13 protein-coding genes are annotated in these 14468 nt (G+C 47.4%); 1 reads left to right on the forward strand and 12 read right to left on the reverse strand.

Annotation, left to right across the window (positions count from 1 at the left end; genetic code table 11):
• Positions 1-479: 479 nt before the first annotated feature.
• From GKG43_RS07865 to dapF, 6 genes are all read right to left on the reverse strand, one after another.
• Positions 480-1067: a DUF1349 domain-containing protein gene (locus GKG43_RS07865; RefSeq protein ID WP_202976921.1), complete on the reverse strand. Its 588-nt coding sequence runs from the start codon at positions 1065-1067 to the stop codon at positions 480-482.
• A 67-nt stretch (positions 1068-1134) separates the two neighbouring features.
• Positions 1135-2487, reverse strand: a complete 1353-nt coding sequence (radA, locus tag GKG43_RS07870; RefSeq protein ID WP_117440854.1) for a DNA repair protein RadA — start codon at positions 2485-2487, stop codon at positions 1135-1137.
• Between the two features lie 141 nt (positions 2488-2628).
• Positions 2629-3042: a hypothetical protein gene (locus GKG43_RS07875; protein WP_050640042.1), complete on the reverse strand. Its 414-nt coding sequence runs from the start codon at positions 3040-3042 to the stop codon at positions 2629-2631.
• Between the two features lie 73 nt (positions 3043-3115).
• Complete coding sequence (locus GKG43_RS07880) at positions 3116-5506, reverse strand: ATP-dependent Clp protease ATP-binding subunit (protein ID WP_243125831.1); 2391 nt, start codon at positions 5504-5506, stop codon at positions 3116-3118.
• Between the two features lie 138 nt (positions 5507-5644).
• On the reverse strand, positions 5645-6022 hold the full coding sequence (locus GKG43_RS07885; RefSeq protein WP_050640044.1) for a GntR family transcriptional regulator: 378 nt from the start codon (positions 6020-6022) through the stop codon (positions 5645-5647).
• A gap of 485 nt (positions 6023-6507) precedes the next feature.
• Entirely contained in the window at positions 6508-7365 is an 858-nt protein-coding gene (gene dapF, locus GKG43_RS07890) for a diaminopimelate epimerase (RefSeq protein ID WP_050640045.1), read from the reverse strand.
• A gap of 213 nt (positions 7366-7578) precedes the next feature.
• On the opposite strand from dapF, the gene GKG43_RS07895 reads away from it, so the two are divergent.
• A complete protein-coding gene (locus GKG43_RS07895; RefSeq protein WP_050640046.1) occupies positions 7579-8418 on the forward strand; it encodes an AraC family transcriptional regulator in 840 nt (279 codons plus the stop codon).
• On the opposite strand, the gene GKG43_RS07900 is transcribed toward GKG43_RS07895, so the two are convergent.
• The 6 genes from GKG43_RS07900 to GKG43_RS07925 all read right to left on the reverse strand — a co-directional run bounded on the left by GKG43_RS07900 (position 8370) and on the right by GKG43_RS07925 (position 14466).
• The gene (locus tag GKG43_RS07900; RefSeq protein ID WP_050640047.1) at positions 8370-8846 is read right to left on the reverse strand and encodes a threonine/serine exporter family protein; all 477 of its coding nucleotides are present in this window, start codon (positions 8844-8846) and stop codon (positions 8370-8372) included. The genes GKG43_RS07895 and GKG43_RS07900 overlap by 49 nt on opposite strands.
• A complete protein-coding gene (locus tag GKG43_RS07905) occupies positions 8843-9775 on the reverse strand; it encodes a threonine/serine exporter family protein (RefSeq protein ID WP_082202888.1) in 933 nt (310 codons plus the stop codon). Before GKG43_RS07905 ends, GKG43_RS07900 begins: the two co-directional genes overlap by 4 nt.
• Before the next feature lie 279 nt (positions 9776-10054).
• On the reverse strand, positions 10055-11797 hold the full coding sequence (locus tag GKG43_RS07910; protein WP_050640048.1) for a carbon starvation protein A: 1743 nt from the start codon (positions 11795-11797) through the stop codon (positions 10055-10057).
• A gap of 44 nt (positions 11798-11841) precedes the next feature.
• Positions 11842-12360, reverse strand: coding sequence for a hypothetical protein (locus GKG43_RS07915; RefSeq protein ID WP_129878941.1), 519 nt, complete (start codon positions 12358-12360; stop codon positions 11842-11844).
• A 125-nt stretch (positions 12361-12485) separates the two neighbouring features.
• On the reverse strand, positions 12486-13796 hold the full coding sequence (locus GKG43_RS07920) for an ATP-binding protein (protein WP_055152806.1): 1311 nt from the start codon (positions 13794-13796) through the stop codon (positions 12486-12488).
• Positions 13786-14466 carry a response regulator transcription factor gene (locus tag GKG43_RS07925; protein WP_129878942.1) on the reverse strand — a complete coding sequence of 227 codons (681 nt, stop codon included), beginning with the start codon at positions 14464-14466 and terminating at the stop codon, positions 13786-13788. The genes GKG43_RS07920 and GKG43_RS07925 overlap by 11 nt, the downstream gene beginning before the upstream one ends.
• Positions 14467-14468: the final 2 nt, after the last annotated feature.

Raw genomic sequence — 14468 nt, forward strand, 5'->3', positions numbered from 1 at the left:
ATTATGATGCTGTTCTTAAAAATTTTCTCTATAAGAAATTTTCAAGGGTTTGTTGTCTATTGTTTAATTATCAAGGTACTTTGCTGTCGTTCTTTGTCGTCAGCAGCAACTTTTACATGATACCATGTTCGTCGTCATCTGTCAAGAACTTTTTTATTTTTCTTTTCTACATTGAGTTTCCAGTTGTTTCCAGTTCCTCATGCGACAGCTTTAATAGCTTACCACATCACGCTGCTATTTGTCAAGCATTTTTCGACATTTTTCAACTTGATCTGCCAGTTGGTCGAACCCCTGCATAACTCCTGTCTGGCTCAGAAGCTTCCGCTCTGCCAGTCTCGCTTGCAGCAGGTATGTCATCCGCGATGGAACTTAATATTATCATTCCAGTTCGTAATTGTCAATAATTTTCTTGTTTTTTATTTTGTTCGTACAACTTAGACATTTTATTATTAGATTTGACAGCGCTGTTATGCAATTTTTTACTGATGCGGTTCCCAAAGACATTCTGAAAATATTGCTTCTGAGAACACAGCTTGGAATGAAGATTTTTCAGGGCTGCATGCGTATACCCCAACATTAACATGCCCTTCCCCTTGGAAAAGATGTGCAATTCTCATCTGCTTAAAATGAATTCCGTCGTAGGAGTTTTCCACAAGATAATCACTCTTACGCCTGCTCAGTCTGTAAAACATGCTCTTCTGATCCGCCGGAATATCCGTAGTCGCCCAGTCTGAATATCCACAATTGGTGACTACACTTCCCAGGCGCTGAAAATACTCATTCTCGTATTCTATAGATGCTTTCAGCCAGTTATCGCTATCCTGATATACCATAATGCCACACTGATCAAATCTGTGGGTACTGTCAAATTCGGTTTTAATTGTAAATGAAAAGTAGGGCTCGTCAGTTTTTATCAGCAGCGCAGGTGCATTGTCATTGCGGAATCCATAATAGGTACGCTGCCAAAAGTCCGTTTCCGGTTCTGTTATGATAGCTAGCTTCCCCTCTTCAAAGTGATACAGGGTGGGTTCATGTATCCAGAATGTATTATTTTTTGTAAACTCCATTACCATTTCTCCTTTTCTTGGACTGATATCATTACTCTTCTTCCTTCTACACTTAATATACAACGTTTTATAAAAGATTCATTGCATCATTAATCGTTTTAACACCTACTATTTTAATTCCTTTTATATCTTTCACCATATCTCTTGATACAGCTGGCAGTACACAGGTCTCAAACCCCAGTTTTTTTGCTTCCGACACTCTCTGCTCCGGCATATTGACTGCCCGGACCTCACCGCTCAGCCCTACTTCCCCAAATACGATCATTTTCTCATCAATTGGCCGGTTCTTATAGCTGGAAACCAACGCCATAATAATTCCCAAGTCGATTGCAGGCTCATTCATCTTGATCCCTCCTGCTATATTTACATAGGCATCATAATTGGAAAGCGGCAGCCCGATTCTTTTTTCCAGTACAGCCATCAGCAGATTAACTCTGTTATAATCTGTGCCTGCTGCCGTTCTTCTTGGAAGCCCAAAATTACTCTGGCAGACAAGCGCCTGTATTTCAATCAGAATCGGCCTTGTGCCCTCCATCGAACATGCTACTACAGAACCGGACGCATTTTCCGGTTTACCGCTTAGCATATATTCAGAAGGATTTTCCACTTCTGTGAGCCCTGTCTGTCTCATCTCAAACACACCAATCTCATTGGTAGAGCCAAAACGATTCTTTACACCCCTCAAGATCCGGTAGGACGCATGCCTGTCCCCCTCAAAATATAACACAGTATCCACCATATGCTCCAGAACTCTTGGCCCTGCAACTGTTCCTTCTTTTGTCACATGTCCCACGATAAATATAGAAATTCCCAGGCCTTTTGCAAGCTGCATAAAAACATTCGTTGATTCCCTCACCTGGGATACACTGCCCGGTGCAGAAGATACCTCTTCACTGTACATCGTTTGAATAGAATCGATGATCACCAGTTGGGGGTGCCGGCCCTCGATAATATTCTTAATTGTCTCCAGGTTTGTTTCGCACAATAGCTTGAGATTTTCCTTAAATTCCCCCATACGGTTCGCCCGAAGCTTGATTTGTGCCAGAGATTCTTCACCTGATATATATAGAATGTTCTTTTCTTGTGACAGCCGCTGACATACCTGAAGCAGAAGTGTTGATTTTCCGATTCCGGGATCGCCGCCCACCAGTACCAGGGAACCCGGAACAATACCGCCCCCTAGTACCCGGTCCAATTCCTGTATCCCCGTCAGAATCCTTGTGTGATCGTCCGCACTGACCTCCGAGAGCGATACAACCTCCGCCTCCCTTACAGTCTTAACCACTGCTGTCTTCGCGGTACTTACCTTCTCCTCAACAAAAGTATTCCATTCCTTGCAGGCAGGGCACTGCCCCAGCCATTTTGACTCCTCATGCCCGCAGTTCTGGCAGAAAAATACACTTTTTTTTGCCTTCGCCATAATGCTCCTTCCTCCCAGGTACCTCATAGGGGGCTGCTCTTTTGGAAAAAGGATCAGACCCCTATGAGGTACCTATGAAAAAGAGACAGGCTTATGTTTCCCTGTCTCCTTTTTTATTGCTTTATGCAGATAATTCCAGTACTAGCACTTTGATACACTGACAGTCACGCTGTCTCCTTCGCTTACTTCTGTGCTGACGCTTAACTTGCCGCTTAAGTTTGTCATCATCTTGCCAGCTGTTGTACCATTGATAAATACTTCATACTCACTGTCTGGTTCCAGCTCTAATGTGAACTGTACGTCTTCAGGTGCGGATACTGTGAATGTCACTTCTGCATCAGTAGCCTTGAAGTTCTCTACTGTGCTTCCCGGTACGGATTCGTATACGAACATTCCGTTCTTCTCCAGCTTCGTGATCTCTTTAAATGTCTTCACTTTATAGATATCGCCTTCAAATTCGAAATTGTCCATTTTTGTCTTGGATGCTAATGTATAGTCTCCAAAACTGAGTGTTCCGTCATCTTCTGCGCGTAGTAGTTCTTTTACTGTTGCCATTTTTATTATCCTCCTAGGTATTTCAGATTGATGGTTATCCTGTTTGTATTATATAATACTTCGTTTTTATTTTCTACTCATTTATGGACTTTGGGTAAAATTTAATTTCTTTTTTAGATACTCCTGCCTCCACACGGTCCCCTTCTTTTACTTCACCGTTTAAGATCGCCTCAGCCAGCTTATCCTCCAGTTCTGTCTGCATGGCTCTCCTGAGGGGACGGGCACCATATTTTGCGTCGGTCCCTTTCTCGACAATGAATTTCTTCGCAGATTCCCTGAGCGTAAGTGTTATATTCATCTGTTCTTTCACGCGTTTTGTGAATTCTCTGCACAGCAGAGTTACAATCTGCTTCATATGGGTATTGTTCAGCGCATGGAATACTATAATTTCATCAATCCGATTCAGAAACTCCGGACGGAAGATCGTTTTCACCTCATCCATCACGTTCTGCTTCATCCGCTTATAATCCCCTGCCGGATCTTCTTTGGCGGCAAATCCCAGTTTCTTAGGCTCTACAATTGCTTTTGCACCCGCATTGGATGTCATAATGATTACCGTATTGCAGAAATCTACTTTCCGCCCCTGGGAATCTGTAATATGGCCGTCATCCAGCACCTGGAGAAGTATGTTAAATACATCCGGATGCGCTTTCTCCACTTCATCAAATAGTATAACCGAATAGGGATGCGTACGCACCTGATCACTGAGCTGTCCGCCTTCTTCATGCCCAACATACCCCGGAGGAGACCCTATCATCTTAGATACAGAGTGCTTCTCCATATACTCTGACATATCGACCCGGATCATAGAATCCTCATTTCCGAACATCGCCTCCGCAAGCGCTTTTGAGAGTTCCGTCTTACCTACCCCCGTGGGGCCTAGGAACAGAAAAGAACCAATCGGACGTTTTGGGTCTTTTAATCCAACACGCCCCCTCTTAACGGCTCTGGCCACGGCACTGACTGCTTCCTCCTGGCCCACGACCCTTTTATGAAGAACCTGTTCCAGCTTTTTCAGTCTGTCCGTATCGCTCTCAGCAAGCTTCTGCACCGGCACTTTTGTCCACGCAGATACCACGTCTGCAATATCGTCTTCTTTCACTTCCGGATGGTGGGATGCCGTCTTTTTCTGAAAACGCTTTTTCAGGTTTTCCAGCTTATCCTCAACCGCTTTCTGTTCCGTGTGAACAAGAGATGCCTTCGTAAAGTCGCCGGATTTAATGAGCTCCTCTTTCTGCTTGAGCAGTTCTTTCAGGGAATCTTCCAGACTTTTAAGATTCTCCGGCACTTTATAACCCCGCATACTGACCCTGGAACACGCTTCGTCCAGGACATCAATTGCTTTATCCGGAAGATTTCTGTCTGTAATATATCTTTCCGACAGCTGTACCGCTGCTTCAAGGGCCTCCTCCCGTACAGATACCTTGTGGTGGGCTTCGTATTTGCCGCTCAGTCCATGCAGGATCTCAAGGCATTGTTCTTTGGTCGGCTCCTCTACCGTAATCGGCTGGAACCGGCGCTCCAGAGCCGCATCTTTTTCGATATATTTTCGATACTCCGCAATCGTCGTTGCGCCGATCAGCTGCATCTCTCCGCGGGCAAGGGATGGTTTTAGGATACTGGAAGCGTCAATCGCTCCTTCCGCTCCGCCTGCTCCGATCATTGTATGCAGCTCATCCAGGAAAAGAATAATATTGCCGCTGGCCTTTACATCGCCAATCAGCCCTTTCATACGCTCCTCAAACTCCCCGCGGTACTTGGAGCCCGCAATCAGCCCCGGCAGATCTAGGGTGTAAATCTTTTTGCCTTTCATATTATCCGGTACCACACCCATAGCAATCCTGGAAGCGAGCCCCTCTATAATGGCAGTTTTCCCAACACCGGGTTCCCCTACCAGACAGGGATTGTTCTTTGTCCTTCTGCTCAGTACCTGCATCAGTCGGTAGATCTCCTGCTCCCGGCCTACAACAGGATCCAGCCGGCCCTCTTCCGCCTCGGCAGTCAGATCTGTACAGAACTGCTCCACCACGGCGCTTTTTCCGTGGGTTTCATCCTGCAGTTCCTCCTGATACTCTTTCGGATCCACTCCTGCCGCATTCAATACATCCTGTAAAATCTTCTGCAGACTGATATTGAGCGTAGTCAATATCCTGGTTGCAACACAGTCCACATCGTGGACCATCGCCAAAAGCAGATGCTCCGTACCCACGCTTTTTGTGTGAAGGCACCGCGCCTCCCTGTTGCTGTTCTCCAGCAGATACTGCAGCCTCGGGCTCTCCTCCGGATGCTCCACACTCAGCACATCCCCAGCCGGTGTAATCAGCTCATCCATCAGATGGAGGATGCGCTCTTCATCCACGCCGTTCGACGCCAGAATCTGTCCGGCCACCCCTGTAAACTCCTTGCGCAGCCCCAGCAGCAAATGCTCCGTACCAATATACGGATGCTTCAGCTTCTTTGCCATCGATGCCGCATATTTAATGGCGCATTCGGCCTAATTTGTATAATTTATCTGCATATTTTCCTCCTGTCACTATTCAATCAATTTTAAAATTATATCGCCTTTATCCCATCATAAATCGAGACTCCTTCCAGAAGTCTCTTAAAAGGCTCCATCATACACATCAAATATTTCATCCACCAGATTATGCACTTCTTCCCTGGAAATATTCTTACAACAGCCCTTTGCCAGTAAAATTGTAAGCTGCTCCCTCATCTCGTCCAGCGCTTTCATCTTATCCACATCCAGGGCAATAACCGCGCCCCGTCTTCTGTCCAGCTGAATAAACCCTTCCTGCTTCAGAACGCTGTATGCCTTATTTACCGTATGCATATTCACCCCGACCGTGTCAGCAAGCTGACGCACAGACGGAAGCGAATCCCCTTCATGAATCGTAGAAGTAGCAATCCCCATAATAATCTGATTGCGCAGCTGAATATAAATCGCCTCTTCACTGTTAAAATCTATCTCAATCAGCATATCATCACCTGCCTTTAATTGTTATACCTATGTTAGCACAAACACCCCAGTCCCCGCAAGTGAAAATTGTAGGTGTTATTCATATACCGGAGCTATGCTGTGCCGCCAAACGTATCAGTACGCTGCCCCCGTTAAGGAGCCTCCCCGGTTAACGGCCTTACCTACCGATTGGATGCACCCAGCGAAAGGAAGGGATGGCCGCAAGCCGTCCAAGTGCACCTATGCCGCCTCGAAATGCTAAAGCGGGCCTTAGAAATTCTTGGAAGCCGACAGCCGGGAAAGTGGGGAGATTTTGTGATCTCCGAATCACAAAATCGGATGACCCAGCGCGAGAAATCATCAAATTTCTCGTGATGTGTCATCCGTACCCCACTTTCGCGGCTGTCAGATTCCTAGAATTTCTTAGGTTCGCGTCCGCATTTCGAGGCGGCATAGGTGCACTTGGGCGGCTTGCGGCCATCCCTTCCTTTTGCGGCTCCCTGCCGTCAAACCGCCCGCAGTTTCTCCACAAACTCATTAGAAAGAGAGATTTTTGCCACATAGAATACTTCTCCGGTCATGTAAACCTCCCAGTTATCATCGATCTCTACCTGCAGTTCCCCGCCCGGCATGTGTACGATTACTTTATTTCCGGTCAGGCCCAGTTTGTGGGCCACTCCTGCTGCTGCACACGCTCCTGTGCCTGTTGCCATCGTGTAACCGGCTCCTCTTTCATATGTTTCTATGGCAATATTATTGTTGTCGATCACTTTCATAATCTCTGTATTTATTCTGTCCGGAAAATACCTTGCAACCTCGGAATAATTACCGATCTTGCATACAAGCGGCTGCGAGATCTCACGCATTGGGATAACGCAGTGAGGATTGCCCACGGATACACAGGTTACCGGATACAATGTCCTGCCGAATACCATGTCTTCATTGATGACCTCGCGGCGCTCTCCTGTCACCGGAATCTCATCGCTCCAGAAGGACAGACGCCCCATGGAAATACGCAGCCTGCTGCCGTCTTCGTTCAGATACGTGATTTCCACCAGTCCTCCGTCTGTCACAAGTTTGTAATTCTTCTTCTGCACATAGCCGGCATCCTTCAGGTATTTGGCAAAAATACGCACTCCGTTTCCGCTCTTTTCGGCAACGCTTCCGTCCGGATTCCATATGCGAAGGGACATGTGTTTTTCCCCGATAAACGGACCTTCCAGTATCCCGTCAGAGCCCAGCCCCATATTGCGGTTGCAGAGCATCTCCACATTTGCTTTATTTAATTCTAATTCATTCTTATTCGGATCAAAAACCAGATAATCATTTCCAAGACCATGATAACGTTCCAATGTAATTTTCATAATAACGCACCTCCTGTTTCTATCATTATATCAGGCATTTTTTTCATATAATACTTATTAAATGCTTTTCACATTGCAGATAATGCTCTATACTATATTTGACGGCATTTACGCGGGGCCGGCCGGAGCAGTCAGGCACTTGCAGGGAATGCCCGGAGGCACACGGATTCATGTGTCTTCATCCCTGACAATCATAACGAAAAGGAGACGCTTATGCAGCAATACAATAAAAGAGGTTATCTAAACAGCGATTTCCGTATATTCCATCTAAAGGACAGTATCTCCAAAGAGTTTGAATTTCACTACCACGACTTTCATAAAATTACTATATTTATAAAGGGTAAAGTACAATACATCATAGAAGGCAAATCCTATGAACTTGAACCTTACGACATTGTACTGGTGAACCGCAACGATATCCACCGCGTACAGGTGGACAATTCTCTGCCCTATGAGAGAATCATCGTCTATATTTCTCCCGGTTTTATGGAGGATTATCAGACGCCGGAATATGATCTGAATTACTGCTTTGAGAAAGCAAAAAAGGAACGCTCCAGTGTACTTCGAATCCATTCACTAGAGAAAAGTTCTCTTTTCCGGATTACAAACCGCCTGGAGCGTTCCTTTGAGGATCAGGAGTATGCCAGCTCTCTTTACCGCCAATTGCTGTTTTTGGAATTCATGATACACCTGAACCGCGCCGCCATCAAAAACCGCGTGGAGTTTCTGGATACAGAATTGTATAATTCTAAGATTGTTGATATCATGCATTATATTAACGGACATCTTACGGATCATCTGGACATCGATACTCTTGCAGGCATCTTCTACATCAGTAAATACTATATGATGCGGCTGTTCAAGGCAGAGACCGGTTATACCATCGGCAGCTATATCACCTACCGGCGCCTGCTCTTTGCCCGGGAGCTAATCCTGGACGGCATGCCCATTACAGAGGCCTGTTTTGCCAGCGGATTCCGGGATTATTCCACCTTTTCCAGAGCCTACAAATCGGAATTTTCTGAGGCGCCGCGCAGCCTCCTTCGCCAGTAGCTGAGGCTGAACCACTGCTTCGGTATGGTGACAATAAACACAATGCCAAGCACAATCGCAAAAGCAATCTTCAGCGCTTCAATGCCTCTGACTGCCGCCTCCCGCAGGCTGCCCTGCACAAGGTTATATACCGTATAGTAGACTCCCGCCCCGGGAATCAACGGGAATATACCCGGTACAAGGAATACGGTAATCGGACACTTCATCCACACAGCCAGCATCCTGGACATCAGCACCACCAGCACAGTTCCCAGAAATGTAGAAGTTGCTATAGAAGCGATATTCTCACTTGCCAGATAGCAGAGCCATCCCGCCATCCCCGTCAGCCCGCAGCAGAAGTAAAATCTCCGCGGCACATTGAATAAAACAGAGAATGCGATTGTCCCCAGAAAAGAGCAGAACATATTAACCAGCACAAATCCTGTCATGGTATCATACCTCCCGTGAGCTTATTGAAACATCCCAGCACGAACCCGACTCCGATGGCGATATAGACAAAGACGAGAAGGGCATCCACGATCCTTACGATCCCTGAGATAAAATCGCTGTTTGCAATATCCCGGATCGAATTGACAAATGCCAGCCCCGGAACCAACGGCAGTATGGAGCCTATGATCAGCTTGTCTATCCTCACCGGGAAGGGCCACGGAATCTGAAGAGCAAACAGCGCCATAATCGTAATAAGCCCTCCGCCCACAATATGAATGATAATCTTTGACAGCCTGTGGTTCTCCGCAAAGATCACAAATATATACAGTAGGCACCCAATCACGACTGCCAGCATGCTTTCCCATAGGTTGGCCTGCAGCAGATAGCAAAAACAGCCGCTTCCAATGCCTGCGGCAAATACCCGGAACCGTCCCCTCTTGGGCGGCATCGCCTCGATCCGCCGCAGCCGCTCCTTTGCCTCCTCCAGCCCCACCTTTCCAGCCGCAATCTCTCTTGACAGATCATTCACTTCGGTAACAATCCCTAAATGGAAGCCGGAAATCGGAATATGCTTCACCTTGGCATACACTTCCTCCGCCTCATCCCTGGCAGTCATAAAAATACCGTTGCTCATGACAAAAGATTCCACATCCTTAATGTGAAATCTCCTGCAGACATGTTCAATGGTCTCCTCCACCCGGAAAATCTCCGCCCCGTTCTTCAGCAGTACCCGCCCCATATTCATTGCCAGATCCAGCACATCCCGCATAGCTTCCTGTTCTCTGCCCGTAAAGCCTGCCGGACTGCAGACTGCCTCGCCTCCGCCCGTTCTTTCTCCATCGTCCCTGTCAGAAGCGGGATTCGCTGCGTTTATATTTTTTATCACGATCTGTTCTGCATCTTTTCTCATGCTAACCCTTTCATCCATGTAAAAACCCCCAAAACATCTATGGGATAGTATTTACAAATTGCCGAAACAATTGCAGATATCCCTATTAAATTACTTTTTGATCCTAAGTAATTTATTTTAGCATGCTTTGAGGGTAAAGTCATCTCACTTTATATAGTTATTCATTTAACAAAAGGACAAAAAGTAACAGTTCCGACAGGTCTGCGAGGACCCTACGAAAACTTGATGGTTACAGACATACAGACCTTCGACGCAGACGAATTTAAATGGCCTGAATTGTCAACCAAAATTCTTCTGTTATGCCTTTGCTTTTTTCTTTGACTGGCCTGTCAGAGTCTTGATTCCGTCCACGGCAAGCACTGCTGCCAGTACAATCAGAAGTACGCTGATCACAAGCCGGATATAGCACCAGCCAACTCCGTCCGCACCGGCAAGAATTCCGGCAAAGTTGGACTTAATTGTGAGGCACAGCGAAGTAATGGTTACAATCAGCATAAAAGCCATCGGAACCAGGAACATTTTATTGTTCTTGCCCACCTTGCCAAGCCATGTCGCAACCGCGAGGAGGCCCAGGGCAGCCAGCAGCTGGTTTGCAGCTCCGAACAGCGGCCATACATTTGCATATCCGGTCATACCAAGCGCAATGCCAAGAACAACAGTAATAATCGTTGCCACGTATGGATTAGTCAGAACCTTCTTATAACCGGTCACCGATTTGACCTCTTCGCCCGGTTCCAGCCAGAATTCCTGGAACATATAGCGGGCAAGCCGTGTAGCCGTATCCAGGGAAGTCAGGCAGAATGCGGAGACTGCAAGCACCAGCATAGAGAATATCACACTTTCAGCTCCCTTTAAGAACGGGATCGTGGACGTCATCTTGGAAATACCGGTTGCAAATACATTCGTAGGCACTACCAGTTCCCCTGCGGAGTAAAACTTCCATACATATCCGACAGCACAAAGAGAAATAATTGCCAGCGCGCACTCGATCAGCATACCGCCGTATGCGATCGGGCGGGCATCTTTCTCACTGTTCAGCTGCTTGGCAGTGGTACCGGAACCAACCAGTGAATGAAAACCTGAAATCGCGCCGCAGGCGATGGTGATAAACAATGCAGGGAACATATATCCCAAAGAGGTTCCTGTAGGCATCAGCGTATCCTTAAATCCGGTAAATGCAGGAATATCCAGACTTGCATTTCCTGTTATCCCCGCGCCGATCACACCGATCACCGCAACCGCCATCATAAAATAAAGCAAAAAAGAGCTCAGATAGTCACGCGGCTGTAACAGGATCCAAACCGGTGTTACGGATGCAATTAAAATATAAATTCCCACAATAACCATCCACGTCTTATTATTCAGGTACAGAGGATGCCAGTTCAGTCCGATTACCATACAGAGAATAATGGCAATCACGCCAATGACGGTAGACACGCCCAGTGATGCGTTTTTGCGGTAAACCAGGAATCCGAATATCACAGAAATCACGATAAACAAAATCGATATCATCGCCGTTGATGAATTCGCTGCAGATGCAGCGTAGTCCACCGCTCCGGACTCCGTATAGGTTGCCATAAATGTATTTGCAACAATAGATGCAAATGCGGCAACAACAAGGAGTAGTGTCAGGTAAGAGAAGATAATGAATATCTTCTTAGCCTTTGTCCCCATAGAGTCAGCGATTACTTCACCGATGGACTGCCCTTTGTGGCGGATCGATGCAAATAATGCGCCGAAATCATGGACTGCTCCGAAGAAGATACCTCCGATCAATACCCATAGCAATACCGGCACCCATCCGAATACAGCCGCCTGTATCGGGCCGTTAATCGGGCCTGCCCCTGCAATCGAAGAGAAATGATGTCCCATCAATACAGGCGCCTTGGCCGGACAATAATCCATCCCGTCTTCAAGCTCATGTGCCGGAGTCTTTCTCCCCGGATCCACACCCCACTGTCCTGCAAGCCATTTGCCGTATGTAACATACGCAATGACCAGAATCAGAATACCTGCAAGTAAAATTACTACTGCGTTCATTGTTCACACTCCTTTTTTCGTAATTATAGCTTTATATAAAAAGGTCAGAAGACCTTCTCATATCCTTTGACCAGCTCCCTCGCCGCCCGGTTGCCGGACACCCTGCGGTTCTCCATATCAAAAACGAGCACCCTGGCCTCTGCATATCCCCGCAGGCCAAGCCGGTAATTCTTAAAAAACTTAAAGTCTCTGACGGCCTTTTCCGCCTCCTTTGTCAAACCTCTCTCGCTGATAAACACCGCCGTGATATATGTATACATATGATTCTCGCAGGTACAGGCTTCTCCATTCCTCACCAGTTCAGGCTCAATGAATGAAACAATGTGCCCGCGGAAGCGCTGGATATCCTCTGCTTTCAGTCTGTCTATGCACGAAAAAAACGTATGCTCAAAACAATCTGCCCGCCACAATTCAGCCTTCTTCACAAGGACATACTTTGCGCTGGTCACATTAAAAGCCGCATACGCTTCGTATCTGTCCCCTTCGACATCATATGGACGGGTAATATCAAAAGCCGCCTGATAAGACTGCAGCAGTTTTTCTAAAAGTTCATGCCCTTTCATTGTCTGTTTCTCCTTTAGGCTTTCTTGCTTTGATGCTCTGAAGCGGCAAAAAACCGCATGGTCTAGTTTACACCAGCCCAAACGGTTTTTCAATGATATATTTTATACTTTTTTAATAAATTATATCAAAATTTAATATCTATGCGTGTCCCCTTTCCCGGCTCGCTGTCCACGGCCACCCTGGCTCCGTGCAGAAGCGCCCCATGTTTTACAATAGAAAGGCCCAGCCCGGTGCCGCCGCTCTCTTTGGAGTGGCTTTTGTCCACACGGTAAAAACGCTCAAATATCCGTTCGTGGTGCTCTTTCGGTATTCCGATCCCGGTATCTGCAACGCATACCTTTGGCCCCTGAAGCGTATTGCCGGCCCAGACGGACACCTGACCGTCCGCTGTGTTGTATTTGATCGCATTTTCACAGACATTATAGATCATTTCATCTAAAATCTGGCGGATACCGTGATACACGACAGGCTCTCCCTCCACCACGATGTGCACTTTTTTCGCGTTTGCCTGCGGGGAAAGACGGCTCACGATCTCCCGGCAGAGGGCATAGAGGTCCACATCCTCTTTCTCAAGCTCCACAGACTCCTCATCCAGCTTGGAGAGCCTGATAATATCTTCCACAAGCGTAATCAGGCGCCGTGCCTCTTTGTATATCCTGTCAGAGAATTTAGGAACGTCCTCGGGCCTCACCATTCCATTTTTCATGATCTCCGCATACCCCGATATAGAAGTCAGCGGCGTCTTTAGTTCATGGGAGACATTGGCGGAAAATTCCTTGCGCATATTGGAAACGGCATCCTTCTCCTTATTCTGCCGGTCCATCGCCTCCAAAAGAGGGGTCATCTCCTCGTACACAGCATTGTCCAGCGGATGCTCCAAATCCAGTTCATTGATGGGCTTGATCAGCCGGGCGGTCTGCCATTTTGCCATCAGCCAGGCCATAACCAGCATAACAGCGGCCAGAATACATATCACCGGCAGCATTCTCAGAGCCGTACTCACCAGTCCGTCCATCAGCTTAGATACGCGCAGTACTGTACCGTCATCCAGAAGAAGGGCGTAATAATACATCTCTTTTCCCAGCGTGCCGGATACCCGGATATCCTCACCACTGCCGCTCTTCAGGGCGCTTTCCACCTCCTGCCTGAATCTGTGGTTGTCCAGCGTGGATTCGTCCCGTCTGGAATCATACGCCACGGTTCCGTCTGTATCAATCCGGGTCACCCGGGTCCTCACATCCACTTCATCCATCTGTTCCAGGTAGGCCGGGCCCGAAATATTAATCGCAGTCTTGATATATCTGGCCTCCTGCCGCACCTCTGTCTTCAATAAAGTCAGGTTCTGCCGGTATATCACAACGGTCAGAACCAAATAAGAGATCAGCAGCGTTATAGACAGCACAAACACCATGCTTCTCTGGATTCTAGCTCTCATTCGCTCCTCCTACGCGGTATCCAACGCCCCTCACAGTCTCGATAATCTCGCCTTTCTCTCCCAGTTTCTGCCGCAGCGTCCGTACATGTACATCTACCGTTCTGGTCTCACCGTCAAAATCATAGCCCCAGATATCCTCCAGCAGCTGATCCCTCGTGAGTACAATATTCTGATTCCTCATCAGTCCTTCCAGCAGTTCGAACTCCTTAAGTGTCAGTGTAACGGCTTTTCCGTCCACGGTCACCTCGTGCTTTTTTACATTCACACAGACGCCGCCCACGCTCATATCATCTTTGTCCGGCGCTCTGCCCGTACGCCGCATGACGGCTTTTACCCTGGACACGAGTTCCATCATTCCAAACGGCTTTGTCACATAGTCATCCGCCCCTGAATCCAGGCCGATTACCTTATCGTACTCCGCGCCCTTGGCCGTTACCATAATCACAGGAATGTCCTTCGTCTTAGAAGAACTCTTCAGCTTACGGAGCAGGGAAAGCCCGTCTTCTCCCGGCAGCATAATATCAAGCAAAATAAGCTCTGGCGTATCGAACGCCAAAGCCTCCATAAAAGAGCCGCCTTCCGCGAAGCCCTGTGCCTTGAGCCCTGTAGTCTCCAGTGTGTAAATCACCAGCTCCCGGATGTTGTCGTCATCTTCTACGCAATATATCATGT

Origin of the sequence: Eubacterium sp. BIOML-A2 (genome assembly GCF_009680135.1) — a bacterium.
In the GTDB taxonomy this organism is placed as follows: Bacteria; Bacillota; Clostridia; order Lachnospirales; family Lachnospiraceae; genus Faecalicatena; species Faecalicatena contortus_B.

Excerpts from the sequence above, each read along its gene's own strand:
- GKG43_RS07865 (WP_202976921.1), bottom strand. The coding sequence starts at position 1,067 with ATGGAGTTTACAAAAAATAATACATTCTGGATACATGAACCCACCCTG.
- radA (WP_117440854.1), bottom strand. The coding sequence starts at position 2,487 with ATGGCGAAGGCAAAAAAAAGTGTATTTTTCTGCCAGAACTGCGGGCAT.
- GKG43_RS07875 (WP_050640042.1), bottom strand. The coding sequence starts at position 3,042 with ATGGCAACAGTAAAAGAACTACTACGCGCAGAAGATGACGGAACACTC.
- GKG43_RS07880 (WP_243125831.1), bottom strand. The coding sequence starts at position 5,506 with ATGGCAAAGAAGCTGAAGCATCCGTATATTGGTACGGAGCATTTGCTG.
- GKG43_RS07885 (WP_050640044.1), bottom strand. The coding sequence starts at position 6,022 with ATGCTGATTGAGATAGATTTTAACAGTGAAGAGGCGATTTATATTCAG.
- dapF (WP_050640045.1), bottom strand. The coding sequence starts at position 7,365 with ATGAAAATTACATTGGAACGTTATCATGGTCTTGGAAATGATTATCTG.
- GKG43_RS07895 (WP_050640046.1), top strand. The coding sequence starts at position 7,579 with ATGCAGCAATACAATAAAAGAGGTTATCTAAACAGCGATTTCCGTATA.
- GKG43_RS07900 (WP_050640047.1), bottom strand. The coding sequence starts at position 8,846 with ATGACAGGATTTGTGCTGGTTAATATGTTCTGCTCTTTTCTGGGGACA.
- GKG43_RS07905 (WP_082202888.1), bottom strand. The coding sequence starts at position 9,775 with ATGGATGAAAGGGTTAGCATGAGAAAAGATGCAGAACAGATCGTGATA.
- GKG43_RS07910 (WP_050640048.1), bottom strand. The coding sequence starts at position 11,797 with ATGAACGCAGTAGTAATTTTACTTGCAGGTATTCTGATTCTGGTCATT.
- GKG43_RS07915 (WP_129878941.1), bottom strand. The coding sequence starts at position 12,360 with ATGAAAGGGCATGAACTTTTAGAAAAACTGCTGCAGTCTTATCAGGCG.
- GKG43_RS07920 (WP_055152806.1), bottom strand. The coding sequence starts at position 13,796 with ATGAGAGCTAGAATCCAGAGAAGCATGGTGTTTGTGCTGTCTATAACG.
- GKG43_RS07925 (WP_129878942.1), bottom strand. The coding sequence starts at position 14,466 with ATGATATATTGCGTAGAAGATGACGACAACATCCGGGAGCTGGTGATT.